At 72.5% G+C, this 21,057-nt stretch carries 16 protein-coding genes and 1 riboswitch; of the genes, 9 read left to right on the top strand and 7 right to left on the bottom strand.

What is annotated here, in order from left to right; genetic code table 11:
* Nucleotides 1–38 precede the first annotated feature (38 nt).
* A riboswitch (ZMP/ZTP riboswitch) is annotated at nucleotides 39–123 on the bottom strand.
* A gap of 117 nt (nucleotides 124–240) precedes the next feature.
* The 6 genes from ACIQID_RS06525 to ACIQID_RS06550 all read left to right on the top strand — a co-directional run bounded on the left by ACIQID_RS06525 (nucleotide 241) and on the right by ACIQID_RS06550 (nucleotide 7,663).
* Nucleotides 241–1,752 carry a family 20 glycosylhydrolase gene (locus ACIQID_RS06525; RefSeq protein WP_400283102.1) on the top strand — a complete coding sequence of 504 codons (1,512 nt, stop codon included), beginning with the start codon at nucleotides 241–243 and terminating at the stop codon, nucleotides 1,750–1,752.
* On the top strand, nucleotides 1,749–2,921 hold the full coding sequence (gene nagA, locus ACIQID_RS06530; protein WP_400283105.1) for an N-acetylglucosamine-6-phosphate deacetylase: 1,173 nt from the start codon (nucleotides 1,749–1,751) through the stop codon (nucleotides 2,919–2,921). Before ACIQID_RS06525 ends, nagA begins: the two co-directional genes overlap by 4 nt.
* A gap of 519 nt (nucleotides 2,922–3,440) precedes the next feature.
* Nucleotides 3,441–5,507 carry a sigma-70 family RNA polymerase sigma factor gene (locus ACIQID_RS06535; RefSeq protein ID WP_312673431.1) on the top strand — a complete coding sequence of 689 codons (2,067 nt, stop codon included), beginning with the start codon at nucleotides 3,441–3,443 and terminating at the stop codon, nucleotides 5,505–5,507.
* Nucleotides 5,508–5,516: 9 nt separating this feature from the next.
* Nucleotides 5,517–5,888, top strand: coding sequence for a YrdB family protein (locus ACIQID_RS06540; protein WP_025103799.1), 372 nt, complete (start codon nucleotides 5,517–5,519; stop codon nucleotides 5,886–5,888).
* Between the two features lie 10 nt (nucleotides 5,889–5,898).
* A complete protein-coding gene (locus ACIQID_RS06545; RefSeq protein WP_400283110.1) occupies nucleotides 5,899–7,263 on the top strand; it encodes an FAD-binding oxidoreductase in 1,365 nt (454 codons plus the stop codon).
* The gene (locus tag ACIQID_RS06550; protein WP_312673434.1) at nucleotides 7,256–7,663 is read left to right on the top strand and encodes an NUDIX domain-containing protein; all 408 of its coding nucleotides are present in this window, start codon (nucleotides 7,256–7,258) and stop codon (nucleotides 7,661–7,663) included. Before ACIQID_RS06545 ends, ACIQID_RS06550 begins: the two co-directional genes overlap by 8 nt.
* Nucleotides 7,664–7,673: 10 nt before the next feature.
* Here ACIQID_RS06550 and nagB read toward each other — a convergent pair whose 3' ends face one another.
* From nagB to ACIQID_RS06575, 5 genes are all read right to left on the bottom strand, one after another.
* Nucleotides 7,674–8,453 carry a glucosamine-6-phosphate deaminase gene (nagB, locus tag ACIQID_RS06555; protein ID WP_400283113.1) on the bottom strand — a complete coding sequence of 260 codons (780 nt, stop codon included), beginning with the start codon at nucleotides 8,451–8,453 and terminating at the stop codon, nucleotides 7,674–7,676.
* A complete protein-coding gene (locus ACIQID_RS06560) occupies nucleotides 8,446–9,411 on the bottom strand; it encodes an ROK family protein (RefSeq protein ID WP_312673438.1) in 966 nt (321 codons plus the stop codon). Before ACIQID_RS06560 ends, nagB begins: the two co-directional genes overlap by 8 nt.
* 31 nt (nucleotides 9,412–9,442) lie before the next feature.
* Nucleotides 9,443–10,630, bottom strand: coding sequence for an ROK family transcriptional regulator (locus tag ACIQID_RS06565; RefSeq protein ID WP_060922844.1), 1,188 nt, complete (start codon nucleotides 10,628–10,630; stop codon nucleotides 9,443–9,445).
* A 79-nt stretch (nucleotides 10,631–10,709) separates the two neighbouring features.
* A complete protein-coding gene (locus tag ACIQID_RS06570) occupies nucleotides 10,710–13,979 on the bottom strand; it encodes a family 20 glycosylhydrolase (RefSeq protein WP_400283118.1) in 3,270 nt (1,089 codons plus the stop codon).
* Nucleotides 13,970–15,187, bottom strand: coding sequence for an alanine racemase (locus ACIQID_RS06575; protein WP_400283121.1), 1,218 nt, complete (start codon nucleotides 15,185–15,187; stop codon nucleotides 13,970–13,972). Before ACIQID_RS06575 ends, ACIQID_RS06570 begins: the two co-directional genes overlap by 10 nt.
* Nucleotides 15,188–15,212: 25 nt before the next feature.
* Between ACIQID_RS06575 and ACIQID_RS06580 the strand changes: the two genes are divergently transcribed.
* Both ACIQID_RS06580 and ACIQID_RS06585 read left to right on the top strand, forming a co-directional pair.
* Complete coding sequence (locus tag ACIQID_RS06580; protein ID WP_025103791.1) at nucleotides 15,213–15,617, top strand: RidA family protein; 405 nt, start codon at nucleotides 15,213–15,215, stop codon at nucleotides 15,615–15,617.
* A 115-nt stretch (nucleotides 15,618–15,732) separates the two neighbouring features.
* Nucleotides 15,733–17,220 carry a L,D-transpeptidase family protein gene (locus ACIQID_RS06585; RefSeq protein WP_400283125.1) on the top strand — a complete coding sequence of 496 codons (1,488 nt, stop codon included), beginning with the start codon at nucleotides 15,733–15,735 and terminating at the stop codon, nucleotides 17,218–17,220.
* Between the two features lie 79 nt (nucleotides 17,221–17,299).
* Here the strand turns inward: ACIQID_RS06585 and ACIQID_RS06590 are convergent, their stop codons facing one another.
* Nucleotides 17,300–19,519 (bottom strand): NADP-dependent isocitrate dehydrogenase, encoded by a 2,220-nt coding sequence (locus ACIQID_RS06590; protein WP_331202399.1) that lies wholly within the window; start codon nucleotides 19,517–19,519, stop codon nucleotides 17,300–17,302.
* A gap of 165 nt (nucleotides 19,520–19,684) precedes the next feature.
* On the opposite strand from ACIQID_RS06590, the gene ACIQID_RS06595 reads away from it, so the two are divergent.
* Complete coding sequence (locus ACIQID_RS06595; RefSeq protein WP_060922841.1) at nucleotides 19,685–20,143, top strand: N-acetyltransferase; 459 nt, start codon at nucleotides 19,685–19,687, stop codon at nucleotides 20,141–20,143.
* Between the two features lie 85 nt (nucleotides 20,144–20,228).
* Here ACIQID_RS06595 and ACIQID_RS06600 read toward each other — a convergent pair whose 3' ends face one another.
* On the bottom strand, nucleotides 20,229–21,050 hold the full coding sequence (locus tag ACIQID_RS06600) for a hypothetical protein (protein WP_312673447.1): 822 nt from the start codon (nucleotides 21,048–21,050) through the stop codon (nucleotides 20,229–20,231).
* Between the last annotated feature and the right edge of the window lie 7 nt (nucleotides 21,051–21,057).

The following is a 21,057-nucleotide window of genomic DNA, read 5'->3' on the forward strand; positions in this document are numbered from 1 at the left end:
GACGTGCTCCTTTTGACGACGGATTCGAAAAGGGTGTTCCTATCGGCCCAGGCGCGCGGTCGAATTCCGTGGTCAGTCGCTCCCCGGTGGTTGTCCACCCAGACGCCAGTCGCGACGGTTACGAGCATAGCCGATGCGCGACGCCGCGCACGCGGTCGTTTCGGCCGTCGTGCCCACCGTCTGCAGAATCGTTTCGATCCCCCTGTTCCCTTGCGGCGTTTCGGCGGCTAGGTTTTGTTCATGATCCTACCTCTTGATCTGCCCCTCGTCCCCGCTCCGGTGTCCGCGAAGGCCAGGGAGGGACGTCTGCCGCTCGCCGCGACGACGCGCGTGCTCGGCTCCTCCCCCGCCGCCGGACAGCTGATCGACGCCGTCGAACGCCGCACCGGCCTCCGCCTCACCGCGGTGGACTCCGGCCCCGCCGAGATCGAGCTCTTCCTCGACGCGGCCTCGTCCGCGCCGGAGGGCTACACGCTCGAGGTCGGCGACCGCGCCATCCTCATCGGTGCCGACGAGGCGGGGCTGTTCTACGGGGTCCAGACGCTGCTGCAGCTGCTCCGGGAGGACGACGCCGGCTGGGCGCTGCTCCGCGCCGACATCGCGGACGCCCCGCGCTTCGCCCGCCGGGGCGTGATGCTCGACGTGGCGCGACACTTCTTCGGCGTCGACGACGTGAAGCGGTTCATCGACAGCACGAGCGCGTTGAAGTTCAACCACCTGCACCTGCACCTCACCGACGACCAGGGCTGGCGCGTGCACATCGACTCCTGGCCGCTGCTCACCGAGCGGGCCGCCGCCACCGCCGCCGACGGCGCCCCCGGCGGCTTCTACACCAAGGACGACTACCGCGAGATCGTGGCGTACGCGGCCGCGCGCCACATGATCGTCATCCCCGAGATCGACCTTCCCGGCCACACCCACGCGATCGGCGTCGCCTACCCGGAGCTGGTCGAAGCCCCGGTCCTGAACGACGCGCTGATCGCCCAGTCCGAGCAGCTCGGCCAGCCGCTCCCCGTGGCCGGCCAGCCCTATCTGGGCTGGGGCGTCGGGCACTCCAGCGTGCGCATCCACGAGGAGGAGACGTATCGGTTCGTCCGCGACGTGGTCCGCGAGCTCGCCGAGATGACCCCGGGGCCCTACATCCACATCGGCGGCGACGAGTCCCTCGGCACGCCCCAGGCCGACTTCGACCTCTTCGCGGAGCGCGCGACGGCGATCGTCGTCGAGGAGGGCAAGACCCCGATCGCGTGGCACGAGATGGGCTCGGCGGCCGGCATCGCCCGCGGCACGATCGGCCAGTACTGGGGCATGACGACGCCGACGGGCACGCACGCCGAGGAGGCCGCGCACTTCGTCGAGCGCGGCGGAGCCCTCATCATGTCGGCGGCGGATGCGACCTACCTCGACATGAAGTACACCGCCGACTTCCCGCTCGGTCTCACCTGGGCCGCGATCATCGACGTCCGTCGCGCGTACGAGTGGGAGCCGACCGCCGTGCTCGCCGTGCCGGACGAGGCGATCCTCGGCATCGAGGCTCCGCTGTGGTCCGAGACCACCCGCACGCTCGACGAGGTGGAGCGGCTCGTGTTCCCTCGTGCCGCCGCCCAGGCCGAGATCGCCTGGTCGCCGCGCGAGAGCGTGGGCCGCACGTGGGAGTCCTTCCGCGCCCGGGTCGGCGCCCTCGCGCCGCTGTGGAAGGCTGAGGGGGTCGATTTCCACCCCGCCCCCGAGATCCCCTGGAGCGCCCGTTGAAGACCCTCTCCTCCGCGACCGGTTCCCTGGTCATCCACTCCGTCCGCCTCGTCGACCGCGGGGAGATCGTCGAGGACGCGTGGGTGCGCATCGAGGAGGGCGTCGTCGTCGCGCGCGGCACGGGGACGGACTGGGAGCCGGCGACCGAGGTCGTGGACGGCGCGGCCGTGGCAGGAGCGGGCGCACTGCTCACGCCGGGCTTCGTCGACATCCACGGTCACGGCGGAGCGGGCGCGGCGTACGACGACGGCGTGGACGCCATCCGGACCGGACGGGATCTGCACCGCGAGCACGGCACCACCAGGGCCGTCATCTCGCTCGTCACCGGCACGATCGACGACCTCGCCCGCAGCGTCGCCCTGATCGCCGCCCTGACCAGGACCGATGCGGACGTGCTCGGCTCGCATCTGGAGGGCCCGTTCCTCGACCCCGGTCACCACGGCGCCCATGAGCCCTCGCTGCTGCGGCACCCCGTCGCGGCCGACGTGGCCCGCCTGCTGGAGGCCGGAGAAGGCACCGTCCGACAGGTCACCATCGCGCCGGAGCTCCCCGGCGGGATCGACGCCGTCCGTCAGATCGTCGCGGCGGGTGCCGCGGCGGCGGTGGGGCACACCGACGCCGACGCCGCCATGGCCGTCGCCGCCTTCGAGGCCGGCGCCTCGCTGCTGACCCATGCCTTCAACGCGATGCCGGGGATCCACCACCGCGCCCCCGGCCCGGTGCTCGCCGCGGCCGCGGATCACCGGGTGATCCTCGAGGCCATCGCCGACGACGTCCACCTCGACCCGCACGTCGTCAAGCTCGTGTTCGACGCGGCGCCGCACCGCGTGGCGCTCATCACCGACGCCATGGCCGCGGCCGGGAGCGCCGACGGCAAGTACGACCTCGGTGCGGTGAAGGTCACCGTCGAGAACGGCGTGGCCCGCGCCGACGACACCGGCTCGATCGCCGGCTCCACCCTGACTCAGGACGTCGCGCTGCAGCGGGCGGTGGCGGCGGGCGTGCCCCTTGCGGAGGTCGTGCGGGCGCTCACGGAGACCCCGGCCCGCGCGATCGGACGCGACGCCCACCTCGGTGCGCTGTGTCCCGGCCTGCTCGGCGATGCGGTGCTTCTGGACGCGGAGCTGCGCGTCGCGCGGGTCTGGACAGGACCGGCGCTGCCCGCCTAGGAGGACAGCGCTTCGCGCGACGCGCAGCGCTGCGGTCTCCGGTCGATCGGACGAGACGGTGTCACCGGACTCCCCAGATCGGTGACGTGCGTCTCGCAGGTGTGGGAGTGGTGGGCCGCCGTTCTCCCCAGATCGGCGGCCCATTCCCTCCCGCTCGAGCGGGCGGGGCCGGGAGCTCCTCCCCCGAGGATCCCGACCCGCCCACTGGTGCAGTACCCCCCGCACCAGCGCCGGAACTCCGCCCCCCGGTGGAGTCCATTTCGGCTGTCTCTACCGGGAGAGACGACGGGGCCCCCGGTTCATTACGCGGTTCTCCGAAAAAGTTTCAGAAATTCTTCACCGCCCCGTCCGCGGGCCGCGGCTCGGCGTCCCGGGAGTCGATCCCGAGCATCGGCTCCGAGTCCTTTCCGGGGCTGGCCAGCGTGTCGATTTCGCGAGACAATGGGAAGACCGCGTAATGAAAGACGCCTTCGTGCGTCTCTCCTCCTGGGGACGGTTGTGTGCCCCGGGACCAGATGGATGACCGTGCACCGAGAGAACACCACACCAGACGACACCATCGGCGATGCCGACCTGATCCTCCGCGTCCGCTCCGGCGACAAGGGGGCGTTCGGGGAACTCTGGAGGCGGCACTACCCGTCCGGAATGGCGGTCGCACGCTCGGTGACCTCCTCGATCGATCCGGACGACCTGGTGCAGGAGTCCTACACCCGCATCTACCAGGCGATCCTCAAGGGCGGCGGTCCCAACGGCTCGTTCCGCGCCTATCTCTTCACGAGCATCCGCAACACGGCGGCCGCATGGGGACGAGCACGCCGCGAGACCGCGATCGACGAACTCGACACGGTCGCCGACCCGGACAGCACCGAGCACGCCACGAACGAGGCGCTCGACCGCAGCCTCACGGCCCAGGCGTTCCGCAGCCTCCCCTCCCGGTGGCAGGAAGTGCTCTGGTACACCGAGATCGAGCAGATGAAGCCCCAGGAGGTGGCTCCGCTCCTCGGCATGAAGGCCGGCGCGGTGTCGCAGCTCGCCTTCCGCGCCCGCGAAGGACTGCGAGAGGCCTGGATCCAGGCACACCTGCGCAGCGCGAGCCCCGGCTCCGAGTGCCAGTGGACGATCGAGCATCTCGGTGCCTACTCGCGCGGCAACCTCGCCACGCGTGACCACCGTCGCCTCGAGCTGCACCTCGACGAGTGCGCCCGCTGCATGATCGTCGCGGCCGAGGCCAAGGACGTCTCGAAGCGCCTCGCACTCGTCCTGCTCCCGCTCGTCCTCGGTGCCACCGGTGCCTCCGGTTACCTCGCAGCCCTCCAGGGCGGTGCACCGGTCCTGGCCGTGGCGGGGATGTCGTCCACCGTGCCCGGTGCGGTCTTCGTCGGCGACGGCGGCATCGGCCAGGCCGCGGCCGCCACCTCCGGCGCCGGCGCCGCCGGGTCGGGAGCCGGCGGTGCGGGCACGGGCGCGAGCACGGGTGGCGTCTTCACGGGCATGGGCGCCGTCGTCGGCGCGGGGTCCGCGGCCCTCGTGGTGGCCGGTGTGGTCGCCGCTGCCGCCATCGTCCCCGGGCTCACCGGTGCGAACCCGGCGACCTCGCTGCCCAGCGCCTCGGACACCGACCCGTCGTCGATCACGACCGACATCGCGCCCGACTCCTCGCTCGACCTCGACGAGCCCGTGGTGCTCGAGACGCCGGATGCCGAGCAGCCGCCGACGCCTCCTGCCGAGGACGAGACCGCGCCGCCGACCACCCCGGAGACCGGGCCCGACGCGGCGCCTGCCGCGCCGGTGGTCACCCCCGCGCTCCCCGAGGCCACGCAGCCGCCTGTCGCTCCCGTGGACCCCGCCGTTCCGGTCGACCCCGTGGACCCGGTCGACCCGGTCGACCCGGTGGACCCTGTCGACCCGGTGGACCCCGTCGACCCGGTCGATCCTGTGGACCCGGTGGACCCCGTCGACCCCGTGGACCCCGTCGACCCTGTTGATCCTGTGGACCCCGTCGAGCCGGCGATCCCGACGGATCCGCCCACGTGGAGCACCGCCGACTTTTGGCTCGGCGAGGACCTGCACTGGTACTACTTCGTGCCGGTCGCCGGAGCACCGGGCACCGTCGTGCAGGCACTGCTCGGCGGCCAGGAGGGCGACAGCATCGTCCTCGGCGAGGACGGCACGGGTATCGTCCAGCTGCGGGCCTCCCTCGACCAGTTCCTTTTCGCCAGCCTCGTGCCGGTGACCTTCCGCTACGTGCTGCCGTCCGGCGAGGCCGGCCCGTCGGCCACCACCTCGCTCTATGCACTCGAGCCCCAGGGGGCCGGCGCGGATGAGCGCGCAGCCGCCGCCGCGCCCGTGGAGCAGCCGGCGGTCGTCGTCGAGGAGGCCGACCAGGCGCCCGAAGCGCCCGTCGCCGAGACCGTGGCCCCCGTCGAGGAGGTCGCCGTCCCGACCGACGCCGCGTCCGCCGACCCGGCACCTGCGGACACCGCCCCCGCCGAGGTCGCCGTCCCCGCCGAGGTCGCCGCCACCGACGCCCCGGCCGCGGACACCGCGACGGAGGCCCCGGCCGAGGACGCCCCGCCTGCGGAATAGACTGGTCGTATGACCCCGGATTCCGCCCCTGTCGCCGGCGTCGACCGTCCGGCCCTCACGGCTCTCGACATCGTTCGCGTCGTCGTCCTCATCGCGGCGATCGCCTCGCTCGCTCTGTGGGGGTTCGCGAGCTGGGACCTGCCGTGGAACATCGTGATCGGCGTCGGCGCCCCCGTCGTCGCCCTGCTGCTGTGGGCTCTCTTCCTCTCGCCGCGCCCGGTGCTGCGCGTGCACCCCTTCCTCCGCGCGGTCGTCGAGCTGTTCATCTACGTCGGCGTGACCATCGCCTGGTGGTCCATGGGCCAGGCTCTGATCGGCACGGCCTTCGCGCTGGTCGCCGTCGTCGCCGGGGTCCTCAGCGGACGCCGCGCGCTGGCATGAGCGCACGGTCGTGAGCGTCGTCTCGCTGCTCCGCGACGCCCTCGGGGCGCGCGTGGACGTCAGCGAGCAGGCGCGGCGCGAGGCCAGAGCCGATCGCTCCGGTCACGCCGCGCCGGGCATCCCCCTGGCCATCGTCCATGCCGAGAGCGTGGACGACGTGCAGCAGACCATGCGCATCGCGACGGCCACGCGCACCCCCGTCGTCGTGCGCGGCGCCGGGACCGGACTCGCCGGGGCCGCCAACGCCGGCGACGGGGAGATCGTCCTCTCCCTCCGTCGCATGGCCGCCGTCCTCGAGGTGCGGCCGGACGACCTCCTCGCCGTGGTCGAACCCGGGATCCTGAACGCCGACCTCAACGCGCACCTGGCGGCCCAGGGGCTCTGGTGGCCGCCCGATCCCGCCAGTCGCGACATCTCCACCGTCGGCGGCAACATCGCGACCGGAGCCGGTGGACTGCTCTGCGCGAAGTACGGCGTCGTCCGCGATGCGGTCCTCGGTGTCGATCTCGTCCTCGCCGACGGGCGCCTGCTGCACCTCGGCCACCGCAGCGTGAAAGGGGTCACCGGACTCGACCTCACCGCCCTCGTCGTGGGGTCGGAAGGAACGCTCGGCGTCGTCGTCGGAGCCACGCTCAAGCTGCGCCGCCTGGTGCCGGGCGAGACCTGCACCGTGACGGCGACCTTCCCCGGCGTACGTGCGGCGGCCGCAGGATCCGCGGCGGTGACCGCAGCGGGGATCCAGCCCGCGATCATGGAGCTCATGGATGCCGCGAGCCTCGCCGCCGTCCACGCCCTGCTCGCCCTCCCCGCGCCGACGCCGGGTGCCGCGCAGCTCACGATCCAGACCGACGGTCCGGCCGCGCGTGCGGAGGCGGAGGCCATCGCCGCGATCCTGCGCGCGCACGACGGCGTCCCCGTGGTCTCGCACGACCCCGTCGAGGGCGATCGGCTCCTCGCGGTCCGCCGTTCCATGCACGCGGCGATGGCGTCCGTCGGGACCACGCTCATCGAGGACGTCTCGGTGCCGCGGAGCGCGATGCCGGCCATGTTCGACGAGATCGCCAGGATCGAGCGCGCGTACGACATGGTCATCCCGACCGTGGCCCATGCCGGCGACGGCAACCTGCATCCGAACTTCATCTTCGAAGGACCCGAGACGCCACCTCGGGTGTGGGCGGCGGCCGATGAGCTCTTCCGCGCGGCGATCCGGCTGGGCGGAACCCTGACCGGCGAGCACGGCATCGGCGTCCTCAAACGGCGCTGGCTGGCCGACGAGCTCGGCGAGGACCAGTGGCGGCTCCAGCGCGACATCGCCGCGGTGTTCGACCCGCTCGGTATCCTCAACCCCGGAAAGGTCTTCTCTCCCAATGCCTGACATCCATGTGAGCGCCGCCGTGATCGTCGACGCCGAGGGACGCGTCCTCGTCGTCCGCAAACACGGCACCACCCGCTTCATGCAGCCGGGGGGCAAGCCGGAGCCCGGCGAGTCCGCCGTCGAGACCCTCCTCCGCGAGCTGCAGGAGGAGCTCGGCCTCGAACTCGCGGAGTCCGATCTGCGCCCTCTGGGCCGCTTCGTGTCGGCGGCTGCCAACGAGCCGGGGCACCGCGTCGTGGCGGAGGCGTTCGCGACCTCGATCGAGCCGGACGCCGTCCGGGTGCAGGCCGAGCTCGCCGAACTGCGCTGGATCACCCCGGACGACGCGGCAGCGCTCCCGCTGGCCCCGCTGAGCGTCGAGCATCTGTTGCCGCTCGCGTGGCCGGCCGGAGCGCGCTAGCGCCCCCGGATCAGATGCCCTGCCAGGCCGGCTTGTTCGCGAACGTGCGGCGGTAGTAGTCGGCGAGCTGCAGCTTCGACGCGGCGGCCTCGTCGACCACGATGGTCGCGTGCGGGTGCAGCTGGATGGCCGAACCAGGCAGCAGGGCCGTGAGCGGCCCCTCGACGGCGCCGGCCACGGCCTCCGCCTTGCCGGCGCCGAACGCCAGCAGCACGAGGTGGCGTGCTTCCAGGATGGTCCCCAGGCCCTGCGTGATGCAGTGCATCGGCACATCGTCGATCGAGTCGAAGAAGCGGGCGTTGTCCTCGCGGGTCTGCTCCGTCAGGGTCTTCACGCGGGTGCGGGAGGCGAAGGAGGATCCGGGCTCGTTGAACCCGATGTGCCCGTCGGTGCCGATGCCGAGGATCTGGAGGTCGACCCCGCCGGCCGCGGCGATGGCCGCGTCGTAGTCCTCGCCGGCGTGCTGGATGGTGGCCTCCGCGCCGTTCGGCACGTGGATGCGCTCCGGGTCGAGGCCGAGCGGCTCGACGACCTCGCGGGTGATCACCGAGCGGTAGCTCTCCGGGTGGGACGGGTCGATCCCGACGTACTCGTCGAGCGCGAAGCCACGCACCTGCGAGACGTCACGCCCCGCGAGGCGGCTGCGGAGCGCCTGGTAGACGGGCAGCGGCGTGGATCCGGTCGCCAGTCCGAGCACCGCGTCAGGGCGACGGTCGATGAGCTCGACGATCTCGGTGGCGACCAGGGCGCCGGCGGCCTCGGCATTCTCGACGATGACGACCTCAGCCATGCGGAACGATCTCCTTCTCAGAAATGGATGCGCCCACCAGAGCGGCGCCGAAAGCGGCGGCGGGGGAACCCGCGGGGAGCAGTTCGATTCTCTCATCCAGCCGCAGGGACTTCAGGAACGGTGACGCCTGGGCGCCCGCATGCAGGGCGGCACGGATGCCGTCCGCGAGCCGACCACCGAGCGCGGTGAGACCGCCGCCGATGACCACGGTCTCGACGTCGGCCGACAGCACGAGCACGCGCACGGCCGCCGCCGCGCCGAAGAAGAGGTCCGCCTGCAGTGCCTGCGCGTGCGGATCACCTGCGTCCGCCGCCTCGACGATGTCCTTCACAGGGAGCGCGCCGGGACGCCCCCAGGCCTTGGCCAACGCCCCGCCGCCGCAGAAGGTCTCCACGCAGCCGCGCTGTCCGCAGCCGCACAGCCGTCCGCGGGGATCGACGGAGAGGTGCCCGACCTCGCCCGCGGTACCGCGCGCGCCACGCCAGATGCGGCCGTCCATGACGATGCCGGCGGCGACGCCGGTGCCGAGGTTCAGGTAGGCCATCGAGCCGGCGACGTCGCTCAGGACGGCGGCGCCGAGCGCGGCCGCCTTCACGTCGTTCTCCACCCGGAACGGGACGCCCAGCGCCTGCTCTGCGCGCGCCGCGAGGTCCAGGGACTCCACGCCGAGGTTCACGGCGTGCAGCACACGGCCGGTCTCCGCGTCCACGAGGCCGGGGATGCCGATGCCGGCGGATCCGACGGCGGACAGCGGCAGCTCGCTCTCCTCGGCGAGGGCGGCGACGGTCGAGACGATGCTGTCGACGACGGCGTCCTCTCCCCACCCGGTCGGGCGACGCAGACGGGCGAGGATCGTCCCGGCCGGGTCCACGGCGACGGCGTCGATCTTCGTGCCGCCGACGTCCAGGCCCACGCGAAGGGGCCGACCGGCGCGGTCGGCCGAGGCGGGGACGATCATCGGATGCCGTTCCCGGTCATGGTCGCGGAGGTCACGACACCCCCAGCTGCCCGGAGAGCACCATCACCGCGGCGCCCCGGAGCACGATGTCGTCCTGACGGGTGAGCCGCACCATGACGTCCTCGAAGACGCCCTCGAGCGTCCGCGCGTGGAGCGTCTCGACGGCCGCGTCGATGAGCGTGCCGTCCAGCAGCTCGGCCGGCCCGGAGAGCACGACCTCGGACAGGTCCAGGGCGGCGACGATCGGGGCGATCGCGATCGCCATGCGGGTCCCGGAGTCGCGGAGGATCTCCTCGCGCGCGGCCGGGTCGGCGTCGAGCGCCTCCTGCATGCGACTCACGCTCAGCCAGGCCTCCAGGCAGCCGATCTTGCCGCACGCGCAGCGAGGCCCGCCGTCCGTTCCGACGACGACGTGACCGATCTCCCCCGCGGCGAAACGGCTCCCGAGGAGCGGCTGGCTGCCGGTGATCAGCCCGGCGCCCACGCCTCGGCCGATCTTGATCAGCATGAAGTCGGCTTCCGCCTCGCCGAACGTGTACTCGGCGAGGACGGCGGCATTGGCGTCGTTCCGCGCCAGCACGGGCAGGTCGAGGTCGGCGCTGAGCTTCGCCTCCAGCGGGAAGTCGGTCCACCCCAGGTTGGGCGAGCTGAGGACGAGGCCGTCCGGACGCACGACGCCGGGGGTGCCGATGCCGACGCCGAGCACCGGCTGCGTGGCGATCTCGACGAGGGTCTGTGCGAGGCCACGGAGGGCGTCGTACGCCGCGTCGCCGTCCGGCGTCTCCGGACGCGGCACCTGCCGCCGCTCCAGGACGTCGCCGTCGAGGCTGAGCACGGCCCCCTCGAACGCGGTCGGTCCGGACAGGTCGAGCCCGATGATCTGATGCCCGACCCGGTCGATGTCGATGAGGATCGGCGGCTTTCCGGGGCCGACCGCCTCGCGGACGCCGATCTCGACGACGATGCCGTCGGCGATGAACTCCGCGACGAGGTCGGAGATCGTGACCCGCGTGAGGCCCGTCTCGCGGGAGAGGTCAGCGCGGCTCATCGCCCCCGAGTGGTACAGCGTCTGCAGCACGAGCGCGCGGTTGTGGCCGCGGGCGTGCTCGGGGAGCACCTTGGTGCGCGAACGGAGATGCCGCGCAGGGCCGAAGGCGTGCGCGTTCGCGGCGACGAAGTCTGTCGTCGCCGCGGGGCGCTGATCATCCGAAACGGACATGTTTGTTAGTAGACCTTACGAACAGGAATTGTGCAACTGTCCCGCGCGATTCCGCGGGCAGGGTTACCGAAACGTGACATCATGCCGACCGTGGATCCTCGTCAGCGACCCGGCGGAGCAGGCGCTCGACGAGGCCGGCGACGATCCCCTCCCTGGTCTCCACCGTCATGGGCTTGCCGGGGACCCCCGGTCGCCGCTGCTCGGGCGACGGACCGTCCAGCGGACGATACCGCACCCCCGCGGCGGAGAGGCGTCGCAGATGCGTGGGCAGCCGCCGCGCGAAGTCGGCGAACGGCGCGGGCCGTCCCCCGTCCCAGAGGCGCTCCGCGATCGCGGCGAGGCGCGGGAACATCGCGAAGTCGACCCGGTCCCTGCTCGGCAGGTGCTCCGTCCAGACGTTCGCCTGTCCGCCGACCGCCCCGTCGACGACCTCGAAGGAGTACGCGCGCTCGATGGTCAGCGGGGGCCCGACGCGGATGGGCTCCTCGGTCGATTCGGACTGCGGGTAGTCGAGGTACACCTCGAGGTCCGGGCACCCCACGACCGGGATGCCCCGCCGCAGCGCCTCGCGCATCGCGACCGGCCCGCGCCAGGCGAGGATGCGGACGCCCTCGGGGACGTCGCCCTCCAGCACCTCGTCCCAGGCCAGCGCGGTGCGCCCGCGGCGGCGGACGTGGTCGACGAAGTGCGCCGTGAACCAGGGCTGCACGTCGTGCGCCGTGGCCAGCCCCCGCTCCCGCATGCGCGCGGCGGCGGCTGCACTCTCCGCCCACTCGGTCACCGGCACCTCGTCGCCGCCGATCCCGATCCATGCGGACGGGAACACGTCGCACAGCGCGTCGATGGCGGCACGACCGAAGGCCAGCGCCTCCGCGGTCGGCGCGAGGGTGCGGGCGTTCACGCCGAAACGCTCCCACGGCCCGGTGGGGGGCGTCCCGACGTCGAGGTTGCCCAGCTCCGGGTAGGCGGCGAGCGCGGCCTGGATGTGTCCCGGCAGCTCGACCTCGGGCACGAGCGTCACGAAGCGCTCCTCCGCATACCGCACGAGGTCGCGCAGCTCGGCGGAGGTGTAGAAGCCCTCGTGCACGCCGGGCTCGACCGTGGCCTCCGGTCCGTGACCGCGTTGCGTGGCCTCGCGCCGCGCGCCGACCTCGGTCAGACGCGGGTAGCCGGGCACCTCGAAGCGCCATCCCTGATCGTCCGTCAGGTGCAGGTGCAGGATGCTGAGGTGGTGATCGGCGAGCAGGTCGATGAGGCGGCGCACGTCTTCCACGGGGCGGAAGTGGCGCGCCACGTCGAGCATCGCTCCACGCCAGGCGTAGGCGGGAGAGCCCTCCCAGCGCCCTGCCGGGATCGTCGCGGGGAGAGCGGGGTCGTGGTCCGGGTCGCGGAGCTGGCGGAGCGTGGTCGCGCCGCGGAAGACCCCCTCCGGCGTCGCCCCCGCGATCTCGATCCCGGAGGCCGTCACCGACACCCGGAAGGCCTCGGCCCCCTGCCGCCCCGCCGCGGAGGCCGCGGCACCCAGCTCCGCGTCGATCAGGAGGCGGATGGCGGGCGCCGTGTCGTCCGCTCCTCCGCCGCCGAGACGTGCGACCGCGGCCGCCAGCTCCGGCGTGCCGAGGATCGGGGTCGAGGGCGTCCACCGGAAGCCCGGAGCCAGGGAGTCGATCTCCGCAGCGACGTGCGGCACCGTCGCGCGCGGCGCCGGCGGCGGCATGCGCAGGGCGCGACCGGCGACCGCACCGGTGGGGTCGCCGTCGATGACGACCGGCACTCCGCCGACGAGGACCTCGCGCACGCCCTCCGGCGCACCGTGCGGGTCGTCGAAGGTGGCTCCGGCCGCGATCGCCTCCGGGTCGAACAGCACCAGATCGGCGGTGGCGCCCTCGCGGAGCACGCCCCGCGGCGCGTCGCCGCGGTCGAGGCCGAGGCGGGCGGCCGGGTTGCCGGAGAGATGACGGACGGCCTCCTCGAGGCTCAGCACCCCCAGCTCCCTGACGTAGTGCCCGAGGTAGCGGGGGAACGTGCCGCGGCCGCGCGGGTGCGGCCGGGCGCCGATGAGGATGCCGTCGCTGCCGCCGGAGTGCCGCGGGTGCCGCATGATGGCGCGGACGTTGTCCTCGTCGCCGATGTGCATGAGCACGCCCGTGGCGCCCGCATCGGCGAGGATCGTGTCGATCACGACGTCGACGGCGCGCTGCCCCGTCTCCGCCGCGATGTCGGCGATCGTCCGGCCGACGAGTCCGGCGAGATCCGGGTGAGCCGTCCCGGAGATCTGGATCGCCGACCAGTCCGCCGCCTCGCCGTGGAATCCGTCGCAGCCGATCTCCTCCAGTTCGACGCGGACCGCCTCGCGCCCCTCGGCGTCGAGGGCTCCCAGGACGCCGAGCAGGTCGCCGGTCGCCGCCAGCCGGCTCGGCAGGAGGGCGGAGAGGGTCGTCGCCCCCGGAAGGTAGGGGTAGGTGTCCAGGGTCACGTCGACGCCGTCGGCCGTCGCCTCGTCGACGAGGGCCAGCAGCTCGGCGGCGCGCCCGCGGTTCGGTGCGAAGTTCATGGTCGCGTGGGTGAGATGGACAGGGCACCCCGTGCGGCGGCCGATCTCGATCGCCTCGCGATACGCGTCCAGCGCCGCCCGCCCGTAGCTGCGGGTGTGCGGCGCCCAGTAGCCGCCGCGCTCCGCCACCACCCGGCAGAGGGCTTCGAGCTCCGCGGTGTCGGCGTACATCCCCGGGGTGTAGGTCAGGCCGCTCGACATGCCGAAGGCCCCGGCATCCAGGGCCTGCCCGAGGAGGTCGGCCATGGCCGCGATCTCGGCGGGGGTCGCCCGGCGGTCGTCGTGCCCGACCACCATCATCCGGAGGTTGCCCTGCGGCACCAGCACCGCGGCGTTGGCCACCGCGGCGACGTCGATCGCCTCCAGGAAATCGCCCATCGACCGCCACGGGACCTCCGCCGGCCGCCCGTTCCAGCCCGCGATCTGGGCGGGGATGACGGCGGCGGTCGCCTCGTCCAGCGGCGCGTAGCCCAGGCCGTCCTGCCCGAGCACCTCGGTCGTGACCCCCTGCCGGATCTTGGCGTCGTGCGCCGCGCCCTGGAGCACCGCGAGGTCGCTGTGCGCATGCATGTCGATGAAACCGGGTGCCAGGACGAGGCCGGACGCGTCGACCTCGACCGCGCCGTCCGGCAGCTCGAGCGTCGTCCCGTCGCCGTCGCGGACGACGGCGACGACCCTGGCCCCCTCCACCGCGACGTCCGCGACGAAGCGCGGCGCGCCGGTGCCGTCCACGACGGTCGCCCGCCGATAGACGCGCACCCGCCCGACCGCGGCCTTCTCGGCGCTCAGAAGCATGTCGCCACCGCGTCGATCACCCGGGGGTCCTCGGCGTCGGGGTCGTCGATCACGGCGACGACGCGCCACTTGTCGAACGCGGTGCACGGATGCGAGAGGCCCAGCCGCACGACCTCGCCGACCGCGACGGTGGCCCCCTCGGCGGGTCGGAGGAAGGCGTGCTGGTCGTTCAGGGCCGTCACGGCGCCGGCGACCGACTGCGGCACCGGGAGGTCGATGTCGAACGGCACGTCCCGCCGCCCGGCGTCGAGCAGGGCGAGGCCGGGCTCGGGCTGCGAGACCACCCGTGACCACGCGTGCATCGCGGAGCGCAGCGGAGCGGTGTCCGTCAGCGGACCGAACGGCGACATGCGGGAGTAGAAGCCGTCGTCGTGGATCTGGAAGGCCCCGGAGCGCAGCACGACCTCGGCGTCCCCTCCCGCGGTACCGAGGACCGCGGCGGCGCGATCGGGGAAGGAGCTGCCCCCCGCGCTGAGCACGGGGCGGAGACCGTCGGGGTAGTCGAGACGGCGGTGCAGCTCGACGAGCGTGGCCAGGAACCCGTCCACCGCGGCGACCGAGGCCGCGGAGCGATCGGGACCGAAGGGCCCTTCGTAGCCCGTCACACCGGCCAGGCGGAGGCCAGGAGCGGCTGCGATCGCCGCGGCGATGCGCTCGCCCTCCGCCACCGTCCGCGCGCCCGTCCTGCCCTGCGCGCCGCCGAGCTCCACGAGCACGTCCAGCGGTCGCGGGGCGTCGGCGAGGGCGTCGGCGAGGATGGCGACCCCGGCGAGGGAATCCGCTCCGCACAGCACCCGCAGCCCCTCGTCGGCGGCGAGCATCGCCCCGAGCTCCCGGGCCGCGGCGCCGTCCGTCACCCCGTTGGCGATGAGCACCGTCGGCACGCCGGCGTCGACGGCGACGCGGGCCTGCCAGGGCGTCGCGACCGAGATCCCCCAGGCTCCGGCGTCGAGCAGCCGCTGCCAGAGCGCCGGCGCCATGGTGGTCTTGCCGTGCGGGGCGAGGCGGACGCCCTCGCGCGCGGCCCAGCCGAACACCGTGTTTTCGTTGTGCGCGATCGCATCGGCGTGCACCGTGAGCACGGGGGTGCCGAGATCCGAGAGATGCAGACCGGCCGCGCCGACCTCCGACAGACGCAGCCCCGCGGCATGCGCCGGGAACCCCTTCGCCCAGGCGCCGAGGACGGGATCCGGAATTTGTAGAGGCATCTAACAAGGCTACTAGGCTGGCGGCATGACCGCGAAGACTCGAGTTTCCACCGACGCCGCCCCCGCTCCCGCGCACACCTTCTCGCAGGGCGTCCGCAAGGGCCCGATCGTCCAGGTCTCCGGCCAGGGCCCCGTCGACCCGCAGACGAACGAGTATCTGTACCCGGGCGACGTCGCGGCGCAGACCACCCGCACGCTCGAGAACGTCAAGGCCATCGTGGAGGCCTCCGGCGCCACGTTCGACGATGTCGTGATGCTGCGCGTCTACCTCACCAAGCGCGAGGACTTCCCGATCATGAACGAGGCCTACGGCGCCTTCGTCGAGGCCCACACGACCAGCGGCGTCCTGCCCTCGCGCACCACGGTGTTCACCGGCCTCCCCCGCGAGGAGATGCTCGTCGAGATCGACGGGCTCGCCGTCGTCGACTGACCCCACCGGCCCCGGGCGAACGGGGAGGCACCTTATCAGGACCGTTGCCTCTCCGTTACCAGCCATCCCGTACCATGGACGACAGGACACGTCGAGACTGCGGGGGGTGTAGTTCGTGACCGATCTGATTTCCACGCCGGGCGCTGCAACGGGGGCACAGCCCGACGATGCGACACCGACGAGCGTCCTGACGCCGGAGGCGGCGACCGACACGACCCCGCCGCAGACCGGCGAGCAGCCTCTGGCCTGGGCTCCCGTCGAGCCCGCCCCGAAGAAGCGCCGCCTCGGCCTGTGGATCGGCCTCGGCCTCGGCGTGGTCGCGCTCGGCGCCGGCGCCGCCTCGATGATCCTCATCGCCCCCGGGACCACCGTCGCGGGCATCCCGGTCGGCTGGATGACCCCCGGCGCCGCCGCGGATGCGATCAGCTCCCGCCTCGCGCAGACCGAGGTCACGCTCACGGGCGAGGGCGACGACGCCGTGCTCACGGGCGCCGACCTGGGCGCGACCGCCGATGCCACCGCGCTCGCCGACGCCGCGTTCGCCGCGCACCCGATGTGGAACCTCGGCGCCTGGATGGGCGACCCCGTGCCGGCCGACATCGTGCTCGACCAGGAGACCGCCGCCGCGGCCCTCCGCGGCGCCGTCCCCGGCAGCTTCGTCGACCCGGTCGACGCCGGCGTCGTCTTCGACGCCGCCAAGGGGTCCTACACCGTCACGCCGTCCACTCCGGGAACGGGCATCGACGTGGCCGACCTGAACGTGGCCTTCGTCGAGGCCGTGGGCGACGGCCGCACGACGTTCGAGTACCCCGGCGGGCCTGCCGAGGCCGCGCCCGCCGTGTCCGACGACGACGCCACGGCGACCGCGACCACGCTCAACACCATGCTCTCCACCATCGGCTTCTACGTCGGCGAGGAGCGGACCGTCCCGGTCTCGCCCGAGGTCGCGGCCTCCTGGCTGACGGTGGTCGACGACGACGGTCAGCTCCGCATCGAAGCCGACCCCGACGCGATCCAGGCCACCGTCGACGCGCTGCCCGCCGCGGTGGACCGCGCGCCCGTCAACGCGACCAACATCGTCGACTCCGCGGGGAACGTGCTGCGCGCCGAGAAGGAGGGCGCCACCGGACGCGCCCTCGGCGACACCGCGGGCATCGCCGACGACTTCGCGACGCAGCTCGCTGCGGGAGACGGCGTCTTCGCCCTTTCTGTGACGGAGACCCCGTTCGAGACCACGAACCTGTTCCGTCGCGCCGAGATCAACCTCAGCACGCAGCGGGCCTACCTGTTCGAGAACGACAAGGTCGTGCAGTCCTGGGCGGTCTCGACCGGTCTTCCCGGAACGCCCACGCCGACCGGCAACTTCAAGGTCTTCGCGCACACCGCGATGCAGGACATGGGCTGCTACGAGGGGGCGCCGTACTGCACCGAGGACGTGCCCTGGATCACGTGGTTCGCGCCGAACATCGGCTTCCACGGCACCTACTGGCACAACAACTTCGGCAACCGGATGAGCCACGGCTGCGTGAACCTGCCGATCGACCTCGCCAAGTACGTCTACGACTGGTCCCCCGTGGGCCTCGAAGTCTCCGTCTACAACTGACCCGGAGCCGGGCGGACGCGGCGGAGGACAGACAGCAGAAGGGGGCGGATGCCGCAGCATCCGCCCCCTTCTCGTCGTCTCAGCGCAGGGCGTCGACGATCTCGTTGAGCGTCGTGGACGGGCGCATGACCGCGGCCACGAGCTTCTCGTCCGGACGGTAGTAGCCGCCGATCTCCACCGGGGAGCCCTGCACCGCGTTCAACTCGGAGACGATCGTCTCCTCGTTGGCGGCGAGCTTCTCGGCGAGGGGCGCGAAGGCGGCGGCGAGCTCCGGGTCCTTCGTCTGCGCAGCCAGCTCCTGCGCCCAGTACAGGCCGAGGTAGAAGTGGCTGCCGCGGTTGTCGATCGTGCCGAGCGCACGGCCGGGCGAGCGGTCCTCCTCGAGGAACGTGCCGGTCGCGGCGTCGAGCGTCTCCGCGAGCACGCGGGCCTTCTCGTTGCCCGTGCGGTCGGCGAAGTGCTCGAGGGAGGCGGCCAGCGCGAAGAACTCGCCCAGCGAGTCCCAGCGCAGGTAGTTCTCCTCGACCAGCTGCTGCACGTGCTTCGGCGCGGAGCCGCCGGCACCCGTCTCGAACAGTCCACCGCCGGCGAGCAGCGGCACGATGGAGAGCATCTTGGCACTCGTGCCGACCTCGAGGATCGGGAACAGGTCGGTGAGGTAGTCGCGCAGCACGTTGCCGGTCACCGAGATGGTGTCGAGGCCGTGACGCATGCGGGCGAGTGTGTACCGCGTCGCCTCCTCCGGCGCGAGGATCGTGATCGTCAGGCCCTTGGTGTCGAGCGTGGCGAGACCCTGGTGCACCTTCGCGATGATCTGCGCATCGTGCGAGCGGTTCGCGTCGAGCCAGAACACCGCGGGGGCACCCGTCGCGCGGGCACGGCCGACCGCGAGCTTGACCCAGTCCATGACCGGGATGTGCTTGGTCTGCGTCGCGCGCCAGATGTCGCCCTTGCCGACCTCGTGCTCGATGAGGACGGTGCCCTCGCTGTCGAGCACCTGGACGATGCCGTCTGCCGCGATCTCGAAGGTCTTGTCGTGGCTGCCGTACTCCTCGGCGGCCTGCGCCATGAGGCCCACGTTCGGCACGGTGCCGATCGTGGCGGGGTCGAGCGGACCGTTCGCGATCACATCGTCGATCACGGCCTGGTAGACGCTCGCGTAGGACGAGTCGGGGATGACCGCGATGGTGTCGGCCTCCTCGCCGTCCTTGCCCCAGAGCTTCCCGCCGTTGCGGACGAGAGCGGGCATGGACGCGTCGACGATGACATCGCTCGGCACGTGCAGGTTGGTGATCCCCTTGTCGGAGTTCACGTAGGACAGGCGCGGCCCCTCGGCGATGGCCTTGTCGAACGCCGCGGCGATCTCCTCGCCACCGGCGACGTTCGCCAGCCCCGCGAGGATCGAGCCGAGGCCGTCGTTCGCGCTGAGTCCGGCCTCGGCGAGCTGCGTGCCGTACTGGTCGAAGACGTCCTTGAAGAACGCCTTCACGACGTGACCGAAGATGATCGGGTCGCTGACCTTCATCATCGTGGCCTTGAGGTGCACCGAGTAGAGCACGTCGTCGGCCTTGGCCTCCGCGAGCGTGTCCGCGAGGAACGCGTCGAGCTCCTTCGCGGAGAGGAACGTGGCGTCGATGATCTCGCGCGGGAGGACCTTGAGCCCCTCCTTGAGGACCGTGACGGTGCCGTCCTTCGCGGTGTGGCGGAAGGAGAGGACGTCGTCGTGCGCGGCGACCCAGGAGCGCTCGTTGTGCTTGAAGTCGTCGTGGCCCAGGGTCGCGACGCGGGTCTTCGAGCCCTCCGCGAACGGCTTGTTGCGGTGCGGGTGCTTCTTGGCGTAGTTCTTCACCGCCAGCGGCGCGCGGCGGTCGCTGTTGCCCTCGCGCAGCACGGGGTTCACGGCGGAGCCCTTGATGCGGTCGTACCGGGCGCGGACGTCCTTCTCCTCCAGCGACGAGGGCTCGTCGGGGAAGTCCGGCACGTCGTAGCCCTGCTGCTGCAGCTCCGCGATGGCCGCCTTGAGCTGCGGGATCGACGCGGAGATGTTCGGCAGCTTGATGATGTTCGCCTCGGGGAGGGTGGCGAGGCCGCCCAGCTCCGCCAGCGCGTCGCCGACCTGCTGCTCGGGAGTGAGCTTCTGCGGGAAGGCGGCGAGGATGCGGCCGGCCAGAGAGATGTCCCGCGTCTCGAATTCGATACCCGCCTGGCCCGTGTAGGCCTGGATGATCGGCAGGAAGGAGGCGGTGGCCAGTGCCGGTGCCTCGTCGGTGTAGGTGTAGATGATGGCGTCGTCGGTCACCGGGACGTTCTCCGTTCACGAGGGCTATTTGTCTCGATACCAAGATACCTGAGCGTCCCGGACCCCGAAGCGGCGGTCCCGCCGAGGGGCCGCTCTCCGACGGCCGGTCCGTGAAAAGTCCGCCCGAGTGATGAATGCGGTGAGCGGAGGGGCTAGCCTGGGGGCATGTCCGAACTGCGCATGGTCGAACTCTCCGCCGCGACGATCGTCGCCGTGAACAACCTGTCGCTCAAGCCCGGACAGGAGCAGTTCCTCGCCCCCGTCTCGTACGGCATCGCGGCCACCGTCATCAACCCGCAGACCTCCTGGCAGCGGGTGATCCTGGACCGCAACGAGGTCGTGGGCTTCGTCAGCGCCAACTTCGACGACGAGGCACCGGAGGAGCACTTCCGCTCCGTGCTGTGGCGCATCAACGTCGACGCAGACGACCAGGGCCGCGGCATCGGCCGCTTCGCCGTCGAGAACCTCATCGACGAGGCGCGCAACCGCGGCGTCGACCACGTCAACGTCATCTACGAAGCCGGCGAGGACGGCCCGGAGGCCTTCTTCCGCCGCGTCGGGTTCACACCCGTCGGGGAGACGGCCTACGGCGAGGTCATCGCCGAGATCCGCGTCCCCTCCTGAGACCGGCGGCGGGGTCTCGAATCCCCTCCCCCATCGAGACTCCGTCGCCCTCGGACCCTGCAGGGCGGCGTCCTCTCGGCCCTCCTCAGCGCTGACCGCTGCCGTCCGGGGGCGTGCCCTTGCCCCGACGGCTGTTCCACGCGGCCAGCGCGGACGCGGCGGCACCCGCCGCCCGGTCGATGGCCTCGGCGGAGCGGTGCAGCATGTCCTGCGCGGCGTCCTGCCAGGCCGGTGTGGGCGGCGCCTCCCCGGTCTGGACCTTCGCCGCGTGCTCGGCGGCCTCGAACGCCCGTTCCAGCTCCGCGACGGCGTCGCGGTAGGCCGCGTACTCGGCGGCCGTCACGCGGCCCGTCGTCTGCCGACGCGCCTCGACCGCGGCGCCGGCGGCCCGGAGGTAGGCGGCCGTCTCCGGGCGCTTCACGTCGGTCATCTCGGGATAGGTGATCTGCAGCGCGGGGTCGGTCTCGTACCGCATCCATCGCGCCGTCACCGCGTCGTGCTCCGCGTACAGCCGCTCCAGCGGCCGCGGTGCGGAGCCGGCGGGGATCGCGGCGCGGGCGGCGTTCACCCTGACGCGTCGAGCGCGGACGTCGGCCGCCGCCGCCCTGGCGTCGCGCTCGCGCTCCTTGAGCATGCGCCGGGCGCCGGACACCTGCTCGGCACTCGCGCGCTGCGCGGCCCGCTCGGCGGAGACCCGCGCGAGGTCGGCTCGTGCCACCTTCAGCGCCGTCCGTCGCACCACCGCGCGCTGCTGAGCCTCGCGGAGGTCGTGCCGGGCGGCGTCGTACTCCAGACGGCGGCCGCTGCGGGTGTTGCGACGACGCACCCCGATCGCGCCCGCGGTCACCCCGGCGGCGGCGGTCGGCGCGAGCCACCACCACTCCGCGACGAGGAGGAAGGGGTCCATCCCTCGA

This window comes from Microbacterium sp. NPDC091676, from assembly GCF_044756645.1.
In the GTDB taxonomy this organism is placed as follows: Bacteria; Actinomycetota; Actinomycetes; order Actinomycetales; family Microbacteriaceae; genus Microbacterium; species Microbacterium paraoxydans_D.